This window comes from Bordetella sp. H567 (assembly GCF_001704295.1).
Classification (GTDB): domain Bacteria; phylum Pseudomonadota; class Gammaproteobacteria; order Burkholderiales; family Burkholderiaceae_B; genus Bordetella_C.
On sequence record NZ_CP012334.1, the window covers coordinates 897440 to 914053 of the forward strand.

The following is a 16614-nucleotide window of genomic DNA, read 5'->3' on the forward strand; positions in this document are numbered from 1 at the left end:
ACAGCATCGTGAAAACCGTCAAGCCATTTCGCCTGAGCCTGCTCACACGGCCCTATCGCTGGCAGCGCGCCAACCATCTGGGCGTCGCCGTGCTGGCCCTGGTGGAACTCGGCGATACGCCTCGCCTGCTGCCGGAACAGGATTTGTGGATCCTGGCGGGAGAGGAGGCGGGCGGCGTGCTGGATACCGGCATGCCCAAGCCCGTACCGGAGGTCCTGGCGACAGGCTATGCCTACGCGCGGCATCAGCAGGAACCCGGGGCGTGCGCGGTGCGCCTGAAGGTGGACGGCATCGTGGACAAGCCGCTGCTGGTATTCGGCGACCGGTATTGGCTGGACGGCCGGCCCGACAAGCCACGTCCCTTCGAGGCCATGCGCGTGGATTGGACGAGAGCCTACGGTGGCCCGGACGTGCCCGACAATCCCCACGGTATCGGCGCGGCCGATGAAATCGTCAACGGCGTGCGGGTGCGCCGGGTGCCCAATATCGAGTCGCCGCAGGAGCGCCTGTCCGCGCCTTCCCAGCGGCCCGCGCCGGCCGGCTACGGCGCGCTGGGCATGGACTGGCCGCAGCGGGCGTGCCATATGGGCAGTCGCTACGACCAGGAGTGGCTGGAGAACGATTTCCCGGGCTTCGCGCCGGACATGGACCCGCGCTTCTTCCAGGCCGCGCCGCCTGACCAGCGCGCCGCGGTGCCAGGTACGCCGCTGGGCGGGGCGGCCTATGAAATCTGGAACATGCATCCCGAACGGCAGGTGCTGCGCGGGCGCCTGCCCGATTGGCGGGCGCGCTGCTTCGCCAGCCTGCAGGCCGACGGCACCGCGCTGCACGAAATCGCGCTGAACCTGTCCACCGCCTGGTTCTTTCCGCATCGCGACCGCGTGGTCCTGATCTGGCACGGCTGCATGCCGATCGGCGAGGACGATGGCGCCGACGTCCGCTTCATCATGCCCGCGATGGAGCTTGCGGATGCCCCCCGCGAGATGGCGCATTATGCCGGCGTCATGGCGCGCCGCCTCGATTCCCGGCATGGCGCGCTCCATGCCATGCTGGACGAGGACCTCGTCCCGCGTGAACTGTGCGCGCCATGGATGGACGGCACCGCGGCCGACGCCGGCAATCGGCCGTCGCAGCGCAACCAGCGCGCGGGCGCCGAACGTCGCCACGCGCAGGCGCGCGCCGAGCTGCTCGCGCAAGGCCTGGATCCCGAGCGGTATCTGCCCGCGTTGGAGCCTGCGCAAGCCGCGCCCGCGCTGGCCGACCTGCCGGAGCACATCCTGCGGATGGAGCAGGAGCTGGAGAAGGCCAGGCGGGGCGAAGGTGACATGGCGCGCGTGTACGCGGACCCCGAGCTCGATGGGCTGGCCGCGACCGCGGGCGTCGATGTGCAAGCACTGGGGCGGCTGGATATCGGCGCGCCGCCGGCTGCCTTTGATCCCGCCGTACTGCGGCGGCAGTTGCGGGAAGCCCGGGCCCAGCCGTGGATGCGCCAGAACCAGAATGGCGGGGCCAAAGCCATCGCCAGCGCCGGCTATCTGCAGGCGGCCCAGCACTTCGCGCCACCGCCGCCGATGCCGCCGCATCGCGCGCGCCGCACGCGCGAGCGCCTGAAGGCGCGTGCCCTGGCAGGCCGGGACGCCAGGGGCCTGCCGCTGGCGGGCGCGGATCTGTCGGGCATGGACCTCAAGGGCATGGATTTTCGCGGCGCCGACCTGGCCGGCGCCGATCTGACCGATGCGCGCCTGGATGGATGCGATTTCACCGAGGCCGTGCTGGCGGGCGCGCGATTCATCCGCACCTCCGCGCGGGATGCCTGCTTCAAGCGCGCCAATCTTGGCCGCCTCACCTGCCAGCAGGCGGACTTCGAGTGCGCCGAGCTGGGCGAAGCGCGGCTGGATGAAGCCGTGCTGGAAGACTGCGTGCTGCGCGGCGCATCGCTCGGCGGCCAGTCGACCAGGACATTGCTGCGTGGCTGCGACCTCGCCGGCGCCACGCTGTCGCAATGGATGGCCGCCAACGTGATCCTGGAGCGCTGCAGCCTGGACCACGCGAATATCCGTATGTGTGCCTTCATGGAGAGTGCCTTGCAGGACTGCGATTTCACCTCGGCTCGGCTGACACGGGTGGGCTTCACACGATGCCTGTTCTCCGGCAGGACGACGTTCGCGCATGCCGATGTGCAGGCGAGCGCCTTTGCCGGAGGCGCGGATCTTACGGGAGCCGGCTTTACGGGCGCCACCCTGCGCAACAGCAGCCTGCGCGGCGCGATCCTGGACGGCGCCGACTTCACGGATGCGATGCTGGAAGCGTGCGATCTCTCCGAATGCCTGTTGCGTGGCGCTGACCTGTCGCGCATCCGCGCGCCGCGCAGCCTTTTCGTACGCGCGGATCTGGATGCCGCGTCGCTGCGCAAGGCCAACCTGATCGAAGCCAGCCTATCCAAGGCGACGCTGCGCGATGCCGGCCTGGAGCAGGCCAACCTGTTCCGCGCCGATGTGTCGCAAGCCTTGATCGACGCATCCACGCGCATGCAGGGCGCCTATACGGCGGGCGCCAAGCGCTATCCCCTGCGCCGGACGGAGTCCGCCGCATGAAGACCGAGGTCTTGCTGGATAAGGTACGCCACGGCGAAGTCGTCGAAAACGTGGATCTGCGCGGCGCCGACCTGAGCGGCCTGGACCTGGCCGGTGGCTTCTTCGACGAGGTGGACTTCAGCGGTGCGCGCATGGCCGGCTGCCGGCTGGACGACAGCCAGTTCACGCATTGCCGCTTCGACGGCGCCGACCTGTCGGACGCGAAGCTGGAAGAAGCACGCATCGTGCTCGGTTCCATGCGGCAGGCCGACCTGAGCCGCGCGGCGGCGCGGCAGTTGATGGTCAGCGAATGCGACCTGGCGGGCGCCCGCCTTGCCGGCGCGATGCTGGACCGCGCCAGCTTCCATGCTGTCTGCCTGCGCGATGCGGATCTGCGCATTCCGCGGCTGGATCGCGCGATGTTCTCGAAGACCGATCTGCAAGGCGCGGATTTCAGCGGAACGGTGCTGTCCTTCGTGACCTTTTACCAGCTGGACCTGCGCCGGACGACGCTGGCCGGTGCCAGCGGGGAAAGCGGCATGTTTGTCGAATGCGACCTTAGCGGACATCGCTTCGCCGGGCAGCATTTCACCCTGTGCCAGTTCACCGACAGCAAGCTCGATGGCGCGGATTTCAGCGGCGCGCAGCTGCGGCAATCAAACTTCAAGGGCACGTCGCTGCGGCAGGCACGCTTCACCGGCGCCGTCGGGCCGCAATGCCTGTTTCCGCAGGCGGAGCTGGCGCACGCGATCTTGCGCGGCGCGCACTTCGACGGGGCCATCTGGGCCGACGCCAATCTGGACGATGCCGACCTGCAAGGCGCCAGCCTGAACCTGTGCGTCTTTCACCGGACCCGCTGTGCCCGCGCGGACCTGCGCCATGCCAGCCTGGTCGATGCCGATTTTTCCACCGCCGACCTGACGGACGCCGACTTGCGCGACGCACGGTTCACCCGCACCCGGTTCCATCGCGCCGTTCAGGACGGCGCCCGGCTGTCGAGCCGCACGGGCATCATCGAAAACGATCCCGCCTTGCTGGAAGCCGAGCTCTGGTCGGCGGGCAAGGCTTGAACCGAGGAGGCCGACATGCTCGCTGTATGCCAACTGCCGGGAGTGGCGCTGGGCTTTCCCGATGTGTGCAAGACACCGATACCGCCGATCCCGCACGTGGATGTGGCGACGTCCAGCATGGGCGTGCCGGTGGCGTGGAATGTGCTGCTGCTGGCGGCGCCCGTGCACAACATGGCGACGCCTGTGCCCATCACGCTGGGCGACACGGCCGGCGTGGGCGGGGGCGTGATATCGCAGACCTTCATGGGCAGTTCGCGGTATATGACGGGGGCGTTTACCGTGCTGGTGATGGGCACGCCCATCGTGCGCATGACCAGCCTGACGGTCCAGAACACGATCAATACGGTGGGCATGCAGGTGTTTTCCCCGCAGCCCAAGGTGGTGGTGCTGGCGCCCTGAGCAGCCCGTTGGATCGGGCGTTATGAGCGCGCGCGCCGTGTGACGCGTAATCGGCCCGATGCATCGCGGCGCGGCGGGATGGGTTCCTATCCACGCCCTTTGGCGATGCCGCGCGCGGACAGGCTGCGAAACGTGACCGACCAGCGCCGCTCGGCCATCGGCGCGATGCTGTGCTCCCATTCGTGCCGGATTTCGCCCGCCAGATGATAGGCAGACCGCGGCGCCAGCAGCGCGGCGCGGCGCTCGAAACCGCCGTCGGGGCGGCGGCGACGAAACCGCATCGTCGCGGCGGCCCCCAGCGATACGCCGATCACTTCTTCGAATTCGGGCCGGTCGCGGTGCCAGCCGATGCCGGCGCCTGGGTCGTACATCGTCACCAATGCCTGCACCAGCGATGCCGGGTCCAGCCCGGCGAACGCGGCCGCGCGTTCGCGCAAGGGAAGCAGAAATCCAGGCAGGCTCTCCGCCGGCTCGAAGGTACCCGCGCCGAAGTCGTATTTCCAGCCGAATGTCCGCGTGCGTCGCTTGCCTTCCCATTGCTGGAATTTGAAGCGCTGCAGCTCGATGGTCGCGAAAACCGCCAGCAGGTCGCGCTCCTCGGCTACCGTCACGATGTCGTTCAGGATCGGCGGCCCCGGCAGGCCCGAAGGCCCTGACGGTCCTAAGGGTCCTGATGGCCCTGACGGTCCGGGCGGTCCGGACGATCCCGGAGGACCTGACGGCGCCGACGGCTCCGCCGGTGGCGTACCGAAAAGGTCCCCTTGCGCGGGATCGTGGCGACGTGGCATGGCCGGTCCCTACTCCAGCCCCGCCAGCCGCAACTCCGCGCACAGCCCGCCCCCTTCGCGGTTGTGCAGGGCCAGCGTGCCGCCCGTGATGGCGGCCAGTTGGCTGGCGATGGCCAGGCCCAACCCGGTTCCGCCCGTATCGCGGTTGCGCGAGCCCTCCAACCGATAGAAGGGCTGCAGCACGTCCTGCAGCTTGTCGTCCGGGATGCCCGGGCCGCGATCCATCACCGATACCGTCAGGCCGCCGTCGCCGCGCGGTTCGACGTGGACCTCGGCCGCGCCGCCGCCGTATTTCAGGGCATTGTCGATCAGATTGCCCAGCAGCCGCCGCAGCGCGTGCGGACGCGTCGTCATGGGCGCCGCGCAGGTGCCCGTCAGGCTGACGTCCTTGCCGGTGTCCTGGTAGTCGCAGGCCAGGCTGTCCAGGAAGGCGCAGATATCCAGGCGCGCGGGCTTTTCCAGTGCGCCGTGGGCCGTGCGCGCGTAGGCCAGCCCTTCGCGCACCAGGCGCTCGACTTCGTCCAGGTCCTGCGCCAGCTTGGCCTTGTCCATCGATTCTTCCATCAGCTCGGCGCGCAGCTTCATGCGGGTGATCGGGGTCTGCAGATCGTGCGAGATGGCACCCAGTATGCGCATGCGCTCGGCCAGGTGCGCGGCGATGCGGTCCTGCATGGCATTGAAGGCGGTCGCGGCGTGGGCGACTTCCGTGGGCCCGTGCTCGGTCAGCCGCGGGCCGGTCTGGTTGGGGTCCAGTGTATCGGCGGCATGGGCCAGCTGGGTCAGGGGCCGCACGGCCAGCCGCACCGCGTACCATGCGCAACCGACCAGCAGCATCAGTTGCAGCGCGAGCACCAGCGGCAGCCACATCGCCATCGGCATCAGCGACAGATGGATGTCCAGGGTGACCGGGCTACCGTCACGCAGTCGCATGATCGCCTGGATGTGCTTGGGATCTCCCGCCATTTCGCGTACCGCGACGTCGCGGTCGCGCAGGGCCTTGCGGATGGCGTCGGCGGCCGACCGGGCGGCCGAGCTTGTCAGGGGCTGGTCCGCCTCGCCCGCGCGCAGCAGGTAGACGCGGTTGGTGCTGCCCAGCCGCGGTAGCCAGGCGGGACGCTCGGCGGCCGGCAGGCGGTCCAGGATGTCCATGGCGATGGAAACGTCGCTTTCCAGGTTGCCCAGCATCATGGACTTGCCGGCCTCGTAGCGTTCGTAGAACAGCAGCGCCATCGACAAGGCCTGGGCCACGACCAGGCCGATCAGGAAAATCACGAACAGCCGCACCACCAGGGTGCGCGGCCATAGGGCGAAACGTCGTGCGGCGCTGTGGGCGGACATCGCGGTTCCCGTTCAGGCGTCTTCTTCGGTGACTTCGACCGAAGACGCGAACACATAGCCTTCGCTGCGGACGGTCTTGATGTACATCGGTTCGCGCGCGTCCTCGCGCAGGCGCTGGCGCAGCCGGCTGACCAGCAGGTCGATGGAGCGCCCGAAGACGTCGGCATCGCGGCCCTGCGTCAGGTTCAGCAGCTGGTCGCGCGTCAGCACGCGCTGCGGATGGTCCAGGAAGACGCGCAGCATGCGGTATTCGGCGCCGCTCAGCGAGACCACCGTGCCGGTGGTGTCCAGCAGATGGCGCGCCGTGGTGTCCAGGCGCCAGTCCCCGAAGCGGATCTGCCGGCCCGCTTCCGTCACCTGGAAGTTCGGCGGCAGCATGCGCGTGCGGCGCAGGACGGCCTTGATGCGCGCCAGCAGTTCGCGCGCCACGAAGGGCTTGACCAGGTAGTCGTCCGCGCCCATTTCCAGGCCGATGACGCGGTCCATGTCGTCGCTGCGCGCGGTCAGCAGCACGATCGGGATGCGCTTGTGCTTGCCGCCGCGCAGTTCGCGGCACAGAACCAGGCCATCGTCGCCGGGCATCATGATGTCCAGCACGATCAGGTCCACGGTCGTGTTTTCCAGCAGCGAGCGCATCTGCCGCCCGTCGGCCGCGAAGGTGACGTTCAGGCCGTTCTTCTTCAGGAAATTGCCGGCCAATTCGCGGATCTCGCGATCGTCGTCGACGATCATGATGTGATCGACATGGTCCATCGGGTGTGCCTTTGTTCGTTAGCCAGGATGGATGGCGCGAGCCGCCGTCCAGGAAGTGTATTTAAAAACCGCGGCGCCGGCGTTCCCGCTCGTCCAGGCGATCCCGATCGTCCCGGCGTTCCCGCAGCCGTTGCGTCCCGGTATCGGACAAGAGCTGGCAGGGTCCAGGCCGCACCGACTCGGCCCCCACACCGCCCAGCATCAGCAGCAATACGGCCAGCCAGCGCTTCATGATTGCACCACGGACAATGCCGCGCCGTGGGCGACGTCGACGGGCAGGCTGTATATGTCGACGCCGTCCAGGCATCCCAGGTTGACGCGCCACAGGGCGGGATTCGTGCGCGTCTGGTGGAACGGGTAGATGCCGCAGTGCTTGCAGAAGTAATGCCGCGCCACGCGGGTATTGAACTGGTACAGGGTCAGGTCGTCCTCGCCGGACAGGATGTGCAGGTCGGCGCGCGCCAGCGGCGGGGACATCAGCGCGCCCTTGCGGCGGCACAGGCTGCAGTCGCAGCGGGTCGCCGGCAGCAGCGGCGTCGTGACTTCGAACTTGACGGCGCCGCAATGGCAGGCACCGGTATGGCGGAGGGCGGTCATCGTTGGCTCCTTGGCGATGGTGGCTCGTGCCGGCCGGTTGCGAGACCGGCGGCGGTTCGGCTGCATCCGGATACGCGGTCCGGGCGTTTCTGCAGCGTCGATGCACGCTTTATACCGTCGGCGCAGGCGCCTTTTGTGTCGTACTGTATACGCCCTGGCAGGGGATACAAAAACGCGAAAAAATCCCGCTCGCCGGCACAGACGGGATACGTGGGCGCGGTGCAATGCGGGCTCTGAAACCGGAGATCCGTCATGGACCTTATCGATCCTCCCGTCGCGCTGCTGGCCGGCGTGCTGACCATCGCATCGCCCTGCGTACTGCCGTTGCTGCCGGTAGTGCTGGGCACGTCGGTCGAACGTTCGGGCCGGCTGCGCCCCCTGTTCATCGTGTCGGGCTTTGTGCTGGCCTTCGCCTCGCTGGGCATCCTCCTGGGACTGCTGTCGCATTCCTCCGGCCACGTCCAGGAGGCCGTGCGCTCGGCGTCCACCGTGCTGCTGGCCTTGTTCGGCCTGAGCCGCATCTGGCCCCGGCCCTATGACTGGCTGATGGCGCGCCTGAGCGCGCCCGCCCGGCCGCCCGAAGGGCGCGCGTCCTCCCTCGGGGAGGATGTCGCGCAGCGACAGAAGGGCACACCAGTAAGCGGTCCGCTGCAGCGCGTGGCGACGCTGGGCGGTGAGGGCAGCGGCAATGCCGGCGGCTTCCTGCTGGGCGTGTCGCTGGGGGCCGTGTGGACGCCTTGCGCCGGGCCGGTGCTGGCGTCCATCCTGGTGCTGGCCGCCCGCGCTCAGGATATCGGCCATACCAGCTTCCTGCTGCTGCTGTACGCCGTGGGCGCGGGCATTCCCATGCTGGCGATTGCCTACGGCGGCAAGTTCGTCTTGGGACGCGTCGGCCGTATCGCGCGCCACACGGGCGCGCTACAGCGCGGCTTTGGCGTATTGCTCATCCTGACCGCCGTCGCCATCCATTTCCAGTACGACGTCCTGGCCTACGCCTGGATCTCGGGCCTATTCCAGTGATCCCTTGCGGTCCGTGCCTGCGCGCGACGTGTTCCATTGACTTGTCCAGCCCGCCCGGGCCGCCGAAATTTTCTCCCACGAAGGAGTCCATCATGTTTGCCCAGCTTAAGAAAATCGTCCTGGCCGCCGCCCTGGCCGCCTGCGTGCTTCCCTTGTCTTCCACCGCGCAGGCCGCCGGGCCGGCGGTACAGGCCCCGGAATTCACCGGCATCGAAAAATGGCTGAACAGCGAGCCGCTGGATCTGGCATCGCTGCGCGGCAAGGTGGTGCTGGTGGACTTCTGGACCTATACCTGCATCAACTGCATCCACACGCTGCCGTATGTGAAAACCTGGCACCAGAAATACAAGGACCAAGGCCTGGTGGTGGTCGGTGTGCATACGCCCGAGTTTCCCTTCGAACGATCCATGCAGAACGTGCAGGATGCGCTCAAGCGCTTCGGTATCACTTATCCGGTGGCGCAGGACAACAAGTACGCGACCTGGGACGCCTACCGCAACATCTACTGGCCTGCGTTCTACCTGATCGACAAGCAGGGCAAGATCATCTACACGCATTTCGGCGAAGGCCAGTACAAGGAGACGGAAGCCATGATCCAGCAGGCGCTGGCGCAGGCGGGCTGATGGAGCGGCGGCAGCTCGGGCCGCGACAGTGCCTTGCGCCGTCGTGACCCGCGGCTAAACGGATGAATGAATCGAGCGGCCCTAACGCCCGGGCGCCGATGTGCCAGACCGGGGCATCAGCACATCGACGTCCAGCCACGCCGCGGCGTTCGCCCCCGTTGGGTCCGGCAGCCGCGGGATCATGCCCAGCAGAGGCGCGGCATGGCGCCGCGCGAAGCGTTCGCGCAGCGTGCCCAGGTTTTCCGCCGCCAGTCGCATGGCGGGATCCACCGTGTTGGCAATCCATCCCGCCATGTTCAGCCCGCACGCCGCGATCGCTTCGGCCGTCAGCAGCGCATGGCTCAGGCAGCCCAGGCGCATGCCGACCACCAGGATGACGGGCAGGCCCAGGGCCCGGGCCAGGTCGCCGGTATCGCGCGTGTCGTCCAGCGGCACGCGAAAGCCGCCGACTCCTTCGACGATGGTGATGTCCGCGCGCGCGGCGATCTCGCGGTGGCAATGCACGATGTGTTCGATATCCAGCACGACACCCTCGTGCGCCGCGACCAGGTGGGGCGCGGCGGGCTCGCGCAGCAGGAACGGCGTGGACAGCGCGCGCGGCACCGCCACCGTGGCGCTGGACGCCAGGGCTTCCGCATCCTCGTTGCGCCATACGCCGTGCGCGTCCAGCACCGCGCCCGCGGCGACCGGCTTCATCGCCGCCGTGGACCAGCCTTGCGCGGAAAACGCATGCAGCAGCCCGCAGCTGGACAGCGTTTTGCCGATCTCCGTATCGGTGCCGGCAACGAAATACGAGCTCATGCGGTGGCGACTCCCACGCGCGGCGCGGTTGCGGTGGCGGCCCGACTCGCGCGCAGCGCCTGGCCCAAGCGTTGGATATCGTCCGTCTCGTGCGCGGCCGACAGCGACAGCCGCAGGCGCGCCGTGCCGGGCGGCACCGTGGGCGGCCTGACCGCCGGGACCCAGAAGCTGTGTTCCAGCAAGGCGTCGGCCAGGGCCAGCGCCGCTTCGTTCTCGCCCACCACGATGGGCTGGATGGCGGTCGTGGACGCCATCGCGGAAACCCCCGCGCCCATGGCCTCGATGCCGCCTATCATCGCGCGCACGGCGTCGATGTGGCCGTGCAACCGCGCCCGGCGCGCATGGCCTTCCTCGCCGCGCATCAGCGCGACGCTGACCCCGGCGGCATGGGCCAGTGCCGGCGCGGCGGCCGTGGTGTAGATATAGCTGCGCGCCTGCTGTATCAGCCATTCGATCGCCGTCGACTCCGCAACGACAAAAGCGCCCGCCACGCCCGCCGCCTTGCCCAGCGTGCCCATATAGACCAGCAGCGGCGACCGCAATCGCAGGTCCGCCACCGTGCCGGCGCCATCGTCGCCATGGATGCCGAAACCGTGCGCGTCGTCCACGACGAGCCACGCCTGATGCTTTTCCGCCAGCGCGGTCAAGGCTGCCAGCGGCGCGATATCGCCATCCATGCTGAACACGGCATCGGTGACGATGACCTTCATACCGTCGCCGCGATCCTCATCGAGCATCGCGGCCAGCGCCACCGCATCCGCGTGCGGATAGATGCGCACGTTCGCGCGCGACAGGCGGGCGCCGTCGATGAGCGATGCATGGTTCAAGGCGTCCGAATACACGGTCGCGCCGCGTCCGGCCAGCGCGGTCAGGATGGCCAGGTTGGCCATATAGCCGGTGGAGAAGGACAGCGCGCGGGGATCGCTCGCGAAGCCGCCGGCGTAGCCGGCCAGGACGTCCTCCAGCAGCGCGTGCGCGCGAGAGTGGCCGCCCAGCAGGTGCGATCCACCGCTACCGGCACCGTAGCGCCGCGCGCCTTCGGCGATCGCTTCGATCAGCCGCGGGTGGTTCGCCAGCCCCAGGTAATCGTTGCTGGCGAAGGCCACCAGATCCCTGCCGTCGATACGGATGCGCGGCGCGCACGGGGTGTCGGCGATACGGCGCCGCCGCGTCAAGGCTAGGGCCGCCCGGTCCGCCAGGCCCGCTTCCAGCACGTCGAAAGGGTGTGTCATGGGCTCACTCCATCGTATGCGCGCTTATCCGCGCGTCGCTCTCGTCCAATGTCCGCTCCAGCGCCTCCATGGCCGCGCCGGCCAGCAGGCCGATTTCCTCGTCGTCCAGCACGTAGGGCGGCATCAGGTAGACCGTGCGGCCGATGGGGCGCAGCAGTGCGCCCGCCGCCAGCGCGTGCCGCGCATAGCACCGCGCGAAGCCGCGCCGGGCACGGTCGTCGTCGAGGACCACGTCGAAGGCCAGGATGGCGCCGCAGCGCCGCATATGCTCAACGCGCGGATGCGTGGCCAGGCCGCTCAGGCGCGCCGCCAATGCATCGAAGCGCGCCTGGTTGGCCGCCAGCACGTCATGCGCCTCGAACAGGTCCAGCGTGGCGAGCGCGGCCCGGCAGGCCAGCGGATTTCCCGTGTAGGAGTGCGAATGCAGGAAGCCACGCGCCACGTCGTCGTCGTAGAAGGCGTCATGGATCGCGTCGCGCGAGAGCACCACCGACAGCGGCAGGTAGCCGCCGCTGATGCCCTTGGACAGGCACAGCAGGTCCGGCCGTATCCCCGCCTGTTCGTGCGCGAAGAAGCTGCCCGTGCGGCCGAAGCCCACCGCGATCTCGTCCGCGATCATATGCACGCCATGGCGGTCGCACAGCGCGCGCAGCCCGCGCAGATAGGCGGCATCGTGCATGGCCATGCCGGCCGCGCACTGCACCAGCGGCTCGACGATGATCGCCGCGATCGCGTCGCCACGCGCCTCGAACAGCGCCGCCACATCGCGCAGCGCCCGGGCCGCGGCATCCGCCGCGGTTTCACCGGGCAAGGCCCGCCGGGCGTCCGGCGATGCGACACGGTGCGCCTGCCGCAGCAACGGTCCATAGGCGTCGCGGAACAAGGCCACGTCCGTGACGCCCAGCGCACCGAGCGTTTCGCCGTGATAGCCCTGTTCCACGCACACGAATTCCTGCTTCGCCGGGCGGCCGCTATTGCGCCAGAAGTGGAAACTCATCTTCAGCGCGATTTCGACGGCCGACGCGCCGTCGGAGGCGAAGAAGGCATGTCCCAGCATGCCGCCCGTCAGCGCCGACAGCCGTTCCGCCAGCGCCACGGCGGGTTCGTGCGTGCAGCCGGCCAGCATGGCGTGCTCCAGCGTGCCCAACTGGTCGACCAGCGCCGCGTTGATGGCGGGATGCGCGTGACCGAACAGATTCACCCACCATGAGCTGATGCCGTCCAGGTAGCGGCGCCCGTCCGCGTCGTACAGCCATGCACCCTGGGCGCGGGCGATGGGCAATAGGGGAATGCGTTCATGGTGCTTCATCTGCGTGCAGGGGTGCCAGACGGCGCGCAGGCTGCGCGCCACCCAACTGTTGCCCTGGCTGCTCGCGTGTATCGCGCTTGCAGGGGCCGCTTCCATCTCGCCTGGACGGTCGGCAGTGCAATGTCCTGGGCGCATCAAGCCATGCATACGCCATCCCCCGTGTGCATGCCTAGCCGGGCGAGCAACCGCCGATCCGCGTCCACCCGCGGATTGGCCGTCGTCAGCAGCACCTCGCCGTAGAAGATGGAATTCGCGCCGGCCAGGAAACACAGTGCCTGCGTCGCATCGTCCATGTGTTCGCGGCCCGCGGACAGGCGGACCATCGCGCGCGGCATGGTGATGCGCGCCACCGCGATCGTGCGCACGAACTCGAAGGGGTCCAGCGCCTCGGCCCCGTACAGCGGCGTCCCCGCCACCTGCATCAGGTTGTTGATCGGCACGGATTCCGGATAGGGATCCAGGTTGGCCAGCTGCGCGATCAGGCCGGCACGCACGCGGCGGTCTTCGCCCATGCCGATGATGCCGCCGCAGCACACCTTGATGCCGGCTTCGCGCACGCGCTGCAGCGTATCCAGCCGATCCTGGTAGGTGCGGGTGGTGATGACCTTGCCGTAGAACTCCGGCGAGGTATCCAGGTTGTGGTTGTAGTAATCCAGCCCCGCGTCGGCCAGCTCGCGCGCGTGGGCATCGTCCAGCATGCCCAACGTGACGCAGGTCTCCAGCCCTAGGGCCTTCACTTCCGCCACCATCCGGGCCACCGCCGCCACCTGCCTGGGCTTGGGCGAGCGCCATGCCGCACCCATGCAGAAGCGGTGCGCGCCGGCGGCCTGTGCGGCGCGCGCCGCCGCCAGCACGTCCTCCAGCGGCATCAGGGGCTGCGCCGCCAGGCCGCTGTCGTGATGCGCCGACTGCGAGCAATAGCCGCAGTCCTCGGGACAGCCGCCGGTCTTGATCGACAGCAGGCTGGACAGCTGGATCGCGCTGGGATCGAAGTGCTCCCTGTGCGTGGTGTGGGCGCGGTGCACCAGCGTGGGGAAGGGCAGCTCGTACAGCGCCGCGATGGCGTCCACGGTCCAGCGCGGGGAAGTCGGTGGTTCGCGCCGCGCGGCGCCGCGTGGCGTGGGGAGGGGGACGTTCTGGGTGTGCGGCATGCGGCCTCCGGCGGTCGGGAATGAAATCGGCCGGATCGTAGGAACCTGCCTTCCGTGGCGCAAACCCCCGATATCGGCGGAATAGCCGCCACGTTGTCGTCAACTCCGAGAAATTGAACGAAGTTGGCGCCGGCTGGGGCGGATCCTGCCGTGTACGTCCGGATGGCTGATGGGCCGGGTTTCTGGTTTCAAAATGTGTCTTCGCCGGCCGCGTGCGTCGCTATGTGGCTGTCCAGCGACGGCCGTATCATCTATTCCGCGCAGCCCGCCCGCGGCTCGCTGCGGGTTCCTGCCGATGCGTACGCACGGAGGGCCAAGGACTGCGCGCATGCCCAGCGAGGCCCGCTCATCGCTCGCGAGGCCCCATTCCAACACCAGGAGACTTCATCGTGCTCTATGCCATCCACATGCTCGACAAGCCCGGCGTCGCCGACATCCGCGCCCGTGTGCGGCCCGAACACCGCGCATACCTTGCCACCAAGGCGGAACAGATGGCATTCGCGGGCCCCTTGGTGGGGGAGGACGGCGAGACCATGATCGGCTCCCTGCTGGTCATCGACTTCCCGTCGCGGGACGCGGCCGAGACGTGGCTGAAGGACGAACCGTTCACCCGGCATGGCGTGTACGAATCGACTTCCATCCATGGCTTTGTGAATCTCTGGCCGCAGAAAGTGGGTTTCCCGCCGGCTTGATATCGGAAAGCCGGCCCTTGGGCGGCGGATTCGATTGCCCGCCGCGGTGAGCCATGCGCCGCTGCGGGAAACACCCTATCCTCCCCATCCCCGTCCCGGTGCATCCTGATGCCCGATGCGTAAAGCGCAAAACTGGCGCGCATATTGCTTTATTTGGCGCATCGATGTGGCAATGGATGGCTGGAATGCTGAATCTGAATGAATTCACCACTTTCGTGGCGATCGCCGACGCGGGCAGCTTTTCGTCCGGCGCGGAACGATTGGGCATATCGCGCCCGCTTGCCACCAAGCACGTCGCCGACCTGGAGCAGACGCTGGGCGTCAAGCTCATGCACCGCAGCACGCGCAAGATCGGCCTGACCGCGGCCGGCAATCTGTTCTACGCGCGCTGCAAGCGCCTGATGTCCGATGCCCAGCATGCCGTGCACGAGCTGGAGCAATTCCGGTGCGCGCCGGGCGGCCACGTGAAGGTCAGCGCCGCCATCGCCTTCGGACGCCTGCATCTGGTTCCGGTCATCACACGCTTCCTGGCCCGGTACCCGGACATCACCGTCGAACTGAACCTCACCGATAAGTTCGCCGACCTGATCACCGGCGGCGAAGACGTCGTCATCCGCACCGCCCAGGAGCCGCGGCTCTTGTCGCTGGTCGCCCGCCCGCTGGCGCCCTGGCGCTTCGTGTTGTGTGCCGCGCCATCCTACCTGGCGCGCAACCCCGCGCCGCTCGCCCCGGGCGATCTGGGCCGCCACAACTGCATCCTGTACTGCTCCAATGCGCAGGGGGAGTGGACCTTCAAGCATCGCCAAGGCGAGGAAACCGTGCGGGTCAAGGGGAATTTCAAGGCCAACAACGCAGACGGTGTCCTGCAAGCCACCCTGGCCGGCCTGGGCGTGGCCGCCATCAGCACCATGGCCGCCGCCGATGAAATCCGCGCGGGCCGCCTGGTACGGCTGCTGCCCGGCTACCTGCTGCCCGAAGGCGTCATGTACGCGTCCTATCTGCCCAACCCCACCATGGCCAATTGCGTGCAGACCTTCGTGCGCTTCCTGGAGGCGGCCTTCGCGCAGGGACCTTACTGGGAGCGCGACCTGGTGTTTGCCAGGGCCTAGGCAGCCGGGGGTGCGGCGGCGGATTTGGAAAATCCGATGAATAGTGAGTTTCCCAGGCCGCATTGTTCTCGGACCGGTGCCGCCGCAACATGCGGACATTGCCGTTCTTCGCGCAGGAGTCTGTCGTGGATGCTTTGTTGCCCCGCCGCATGCCGGCCGCCGCCGTGTCGTTACCGACCCGGCTTGCTTCCTTCGCCATGGCGCTGATGGCCCTGGCCGCCATCCTCGCCGCCCCCGTGGCCCGTGCCGACGACTATCCCTCGCGGCCCATCCACATCGTCGTGCCGTATTCCGCGGGCGGTTCGTCGGATGCGCCCATGCGCGTCATCGCGCAGCAGATGGCGCAACAGATGGGCGAGGCCATCGTGATCGAGAACAAGCCGGGGCAGGGCGCGATGATCGGCGCCGAATACGTCGCGCGCGCCGCGCCGGACGGTTATACGCTGCTGCTGGCTTCCAATCCGCAAGCGATCAGCGCGACCCTGTACAGCCATCTGAGTTTCGATCCCGTCGGCGATTTCGCCGCCATTTCGCTGTTCGGGCGCGAGCCCGGCGTGCTCGTGGTCAATCCCAGCATGCCGGTGCGCAGTGTCCGGGAATTCGTCGATTATGTGAAGGCGCGCCCGGACAAGATCGACTATGCGTCGTCGGGCAATGGCAGCGCCCAGCATCTGTTCACCGCCATGTTCCTGTCGGCAGCCGGCCTGCGGATGATGCATATCCCGTATCGCGGCAGCGCGCAGGCTGTCACCGACGTGGTGGCCGGCCAGGTCCTGGTGGCCATGCCCGGCCTGGCGGCGATGATGCCGCACATCCGCGAAAAGCGCCTCATCCCGCTGGCGGTCACGGGCGACCAGCGTTCGCCGCTGCTTCCGGATGTGCCCACGCTGGCGGAATCGGGTTTCCCCGGGTTTTCCGCCTATGTCTGGTCGGGCCTGGTCGCGCCGAAAGGAACGCCGCCCGCCATCATCGAACGGCTGAACCGCGAGCTGAAGAAAGCCATGGCGTCGGATACCGTGAAGGCATACATGCACAACGCCTCGGTCGAAATCGTTACCGACACGCCCGCTGAATTCCAGGCATTCTTCCAGCAGGAAAAGGCGCGCGACGCCAAGGCCATCCAGGACGCCGGCCTGAAAATCGATTGACAGGAGACAGC

General features: G+C 68.2%; 17 protein-coding genes. 8 read left to right on the forward strand and 9 right to left on the reverse strand.

Going from position 1 to position 16614, the window contains the following annotated elements:
- Window positions 1-8 precede the first annotated feature (8 nt).
- From AKI39_RS04015 to AKI39_RS04025, 3 genes are read left to right on the forward strand one after another with little or no spacing between them, the layout of a single operon-like run.
- Window positions 9-2594: a DUF2169 family type VI secretion system accessory protein gene (locus AKI39_RS04015; RefSeq protein ID WP_066632639.1), complete on the forward strand. Its 2586-nt coding sequence runs from the start codon at window positions 9-11 to the stop codon at window positions 2592-2594.
- Window positions 2591-3643: a pentapeptide repeat-containing protein gene (locus AKI39_RS04020; protein WP_066632646.1), complete on the forward strand. Its 1053-nt coding sequence runs from the start codon at window positions 2591-2593 to the stop codon at window positions 3641-3643. Before AKI39_RS04015 ends, AKI39_RS04020 begins: the two co-directional genes overlap by 4 nt.
- Window positions 3644-3658: 15 nt before the next feature.
- On the forward strand, window positions 3659-4042 hold the full coding sequence (locus AKI39_RS04025; RefSeq protein WP_066632648.1) for a DUF4150 domain-containing protein: 384 nt from the start codon (window positions 3659-3661) through the stop codon (window positions 4040-4042).
- Window positions 4043-4128: 86 nt separating this feature from the next.
- On the opposite strand, the gene AKI39_RS04030 is transcribed toward AKI39_RS04025, so the two are convergent.
- From AKI39_RS04030 to AKI39_RS04045, 5 genes are all read right to left on the reverse strand, one after another.
- Window positions 4129-4653, reverse strand: a complete 525-nt coding sequence (locus AKI39_RS04030; protein ID WP_201258547.1) for an alpha-ketoglutarate-dependent dioxygenase AlkB — start codon at window positions 4651-4653, stop codon at window positions 4129-4131.
- 186 nt (window positions 4654-4839) lie between these two features.
- Window positions 4840-6168 carry a sensor histidine kinase gene (locus AKI39_RS04035; RefSeq protein WP_066632650.1) on the reverse strand — a complete coding sequence of 443 codons (1329 nt, stop codon included), beginning with the start codon at window positions 6166-6168 and terminating at the stop codon, window positions 4840-4842.
- Between the two features lie 12 nt (window positions 6169-6180).
- Window positions 6181-6921, reverse strand: a complete 741-nt coding sequence (locus AKI39_RS04040; protein ID WP_066632653.1) for a response regulator — start codon at window positions 6919-6921, stop codon at window positions 6181-6183.
- 61 nt (window positions 6922-6982) lie between these two features.
- Window positions 6983-7153 (reverse strand): hypothetical protein, encoded by a 171-nt coding sequence (locus AKI39_RS25705; protein WP_158515148.1) that lies wholly within the window; start codon window positions 7151-7153, stop codon window positions 6983-6985.
- Window positions 7150-7518: a GFA family protein gene (locus AKI39_RS04045; protein WP_066632655.1), complete on the reverse strand. Its 369-nt coding sequence runs from the start codon at window positions 7516-7518 to the stop codon at window positions 7150-7152. Before AKI39_RS04045 ends, AKI39_RS25705 begins: the two co-directional genes overlap by 4 nt.
- 252 nt (window positions 7519-7770) lie before the next feature.
- On the opposite strand from AKI39_RS04045, the gene AKI39_RS04050 reads away from it, so the two are divergent.
- Window positions 7771-8538 (forward strand): cytochrome c biogenesis CcdA family protein, encoded by a 768-nt coding sequence (locus AKI39_RS04050; RefSeq protein ID WP_066632664.1) that lies wholly within the window; start codon window positions 7771-7773, stop codon window positions 8536-8538.
- Window positions 8539-8630: 92 nt separating this feature from the next.
- Window positions 8631-9161, forward strand: coding sequence for a thioredoxin family protein (locus tag AKI39_RS04055; protein WP_066632666.1), 531 nt, complete (start codon window positions 8631-8633; stop codon window positions 9159-9161).
- Between the two features lie 81 nt (window positions 9162-9242).
- On the opposite strand, the gene bioD is transcribed toward AKI39_RS04055, so the two are convergent.
- From bioD to bioB, 4 genes are read right to left on the reverse strand one after another with little or no spacing between them, the layout of a single operon-like run.
- Window positions 9243-9962, reverse strand: a complete 720-nt coding sequence (gene bioD, locus AKI39_RS04060; protein ID WP_066632667.1) for a dethiobiotin synthase — start codon at window positions 9960-9962, stop codon at window positions 9243-9245.
- Window positions 9959-11194, reverse strand: coding sequence for an 8-amino-7-oxononanoate synthase (gene bioF / locus AKI39_RS04065; protein WP_066632668.1), 1236 nt, complete (start codon window positions 11192-11194; stop codon window positions 9959-9961). The genes bioD and bioF overlap by 4 nt, the downstream gene beginning before the upstream one ends.
- Window positions 11195-11198: 4 nt before the next feature.
- Window positions 11199-12599 carry an adenosylmethionine--8-amino-7-oxononanoate transaminase gene (bioA, locus tag AKI39_RS04070; protein ID WP_066632672.1) on the reverse strand — a complete coding sequence of 467 codons (1401 nt, stop codon included), beginning with the start codon at window positions 12597-12599 and terminating at the stop codon, window positions 11199-11201.
- Between the two features lie 38 nt (window positions 12600-12637).
- On the reverse strand, window positions 12638-13654 hold the full coding sequence (gene bioB, locus AKI39_RS04075; protein ID WP_066632675.1) for a biotin synthase BioB: 1017 nt from the start codon (window positions 13652-13654) through the stop codon (window positions 12638-12640).
- Between the two features lie 389 nt (window positions 13655-14043).
- Here bioB and AKI39_RS04080 point away from each other — a divergent pair, with 389 nt between their 5' ends.
- From AKI39_RS04080 to AKI39_RS04090, 3 genes are all read left to right on the forward strand, one after another.
- The gene (locus AKI39_RS04080; protein WP_066632678.1) at window positions 14044-14346 is read left to right on the forward strand and encodes a YciI family protein; all 303 of its coding nucleotides are present in this window, start codon (window positions 14044-14046) and stop codon (window positions 14344-14346) included.
- A gap of 185 nt (window positions 14347-14531) precedes the next feature.
- Window positions 14532-15455, forward strand: a complete 924-nt coding sequence (locus tag AKI39_RS04085; RefSeq protein ID WP_066632686.1) for a LysR family transcriptional regulator — start codon at window positions 14532-14534, stop codon at window positions 15453-15455.
- A gap of 125 nt (window positions 15456-15580) precedes the next feature.
- A complete protein-coding gene (locus AKI39_RS04090) occupies window positions 15581-16603 on the forward strand; it encodes a tripartite tricarboxylate transporter substrate binding protein (RefSeq protein WP_158515149.1) in 1023 nt (340 codons plus the stop codon).
- Window positions 16604-16614: the final 11 nt, after the last annotated feature.

Bases quoted from the DNA above. Each gene is read 5' to 3' on its own strand.
- AKI39_RS04020 (WP_066632646.1), top strand. From the start codon at position 2,591: ATGAAGACCGAGGTCTTGCTGGATAAGGTACGCCACGGCGAAGTCGTC.
- AKI39_RS04025 (WP_066632648.1), top strand. From the start codon at position 3,659: ATGCTCGCTGTATGCCAACTGCCGGGAGTGGCGCTGGGCTTTCCCGAT.
- AKI39_RS04035 (WP_066632650.1), bottom strand. From the start codon at position 6,168: ATGTCCGCCCACAGCGCCGCACGACGTTTCGCCCTATGGCCGCGCACC.
- AKI39_RS04040 (WP_066632653.1), bottom strand. From the start codon at position 6,921: ATGGACCATGTCGATCACATCATGATCGTCGACGACGATCGCGAGATC.
- AKI39_RS25705 (WP_158515148.1), bottom strand. From the start codon at position 7,153: ATGAAGCGCTGGCTGGCCGTATTGCTGCTGATGCTGGGCGGTGTGGGG.
- AKI39_RS04045 (WP_066632655.1), bottom strand. From the start codon at position 7,518: ATGACCGCCCTCCGCCATACCGGTGCCTGCCATTGCGGCGCCGTCAAG.
- AKI39_RS04050 (WP_066632664.1), top strand. From the start codon at position 7,771: ATGGACCTTATCGATCCTCCCGTCGCGCTGCTGGCCGGCGTGCTGACC.
- AKI39_RS04055 (WP_066632666.1), top strand. From the start codon at position 8,631: ATGTTTGCCCAGCTTAAGAAAATCGTCCTGGCCGCCGCCCTGGCCGCC.
- bioD (WP_066632667.1), bottom strand. From the start codon at position 9,962: ATGAGCTCGTATTTCGTTGCCGGCACCGATACGGAGATCGGCAAAACG.
- bioF (WP_066632668.1), bottom strand. From the start codon at position 11,194: ATGACACACCCTTTCGACGTGCTGGAAGCGGGCCTGGCGGACCGGGCG.
- bioA (WP_066632672.1), bottom strand. From the start codon at position 12,599: ATGGAAGCGGCCCCTGCAAGCGCGATACACGCGAGCAGCCAGGGCAAC.
- bioB (WP_066632675.1), bottom strand. From the start codon at position 13,654: ATGCCGCACACCCAGAACGTCCCCCTCCCCACGCCACGCGGCGCCGCG.
- AKI39_RS04085 (WP_066632686.1), top strand. From the start codon at position 14,532: ATGCTGAATCTGAATGAATTCACCACTTTCGTGGCGATCGCCGACGCG.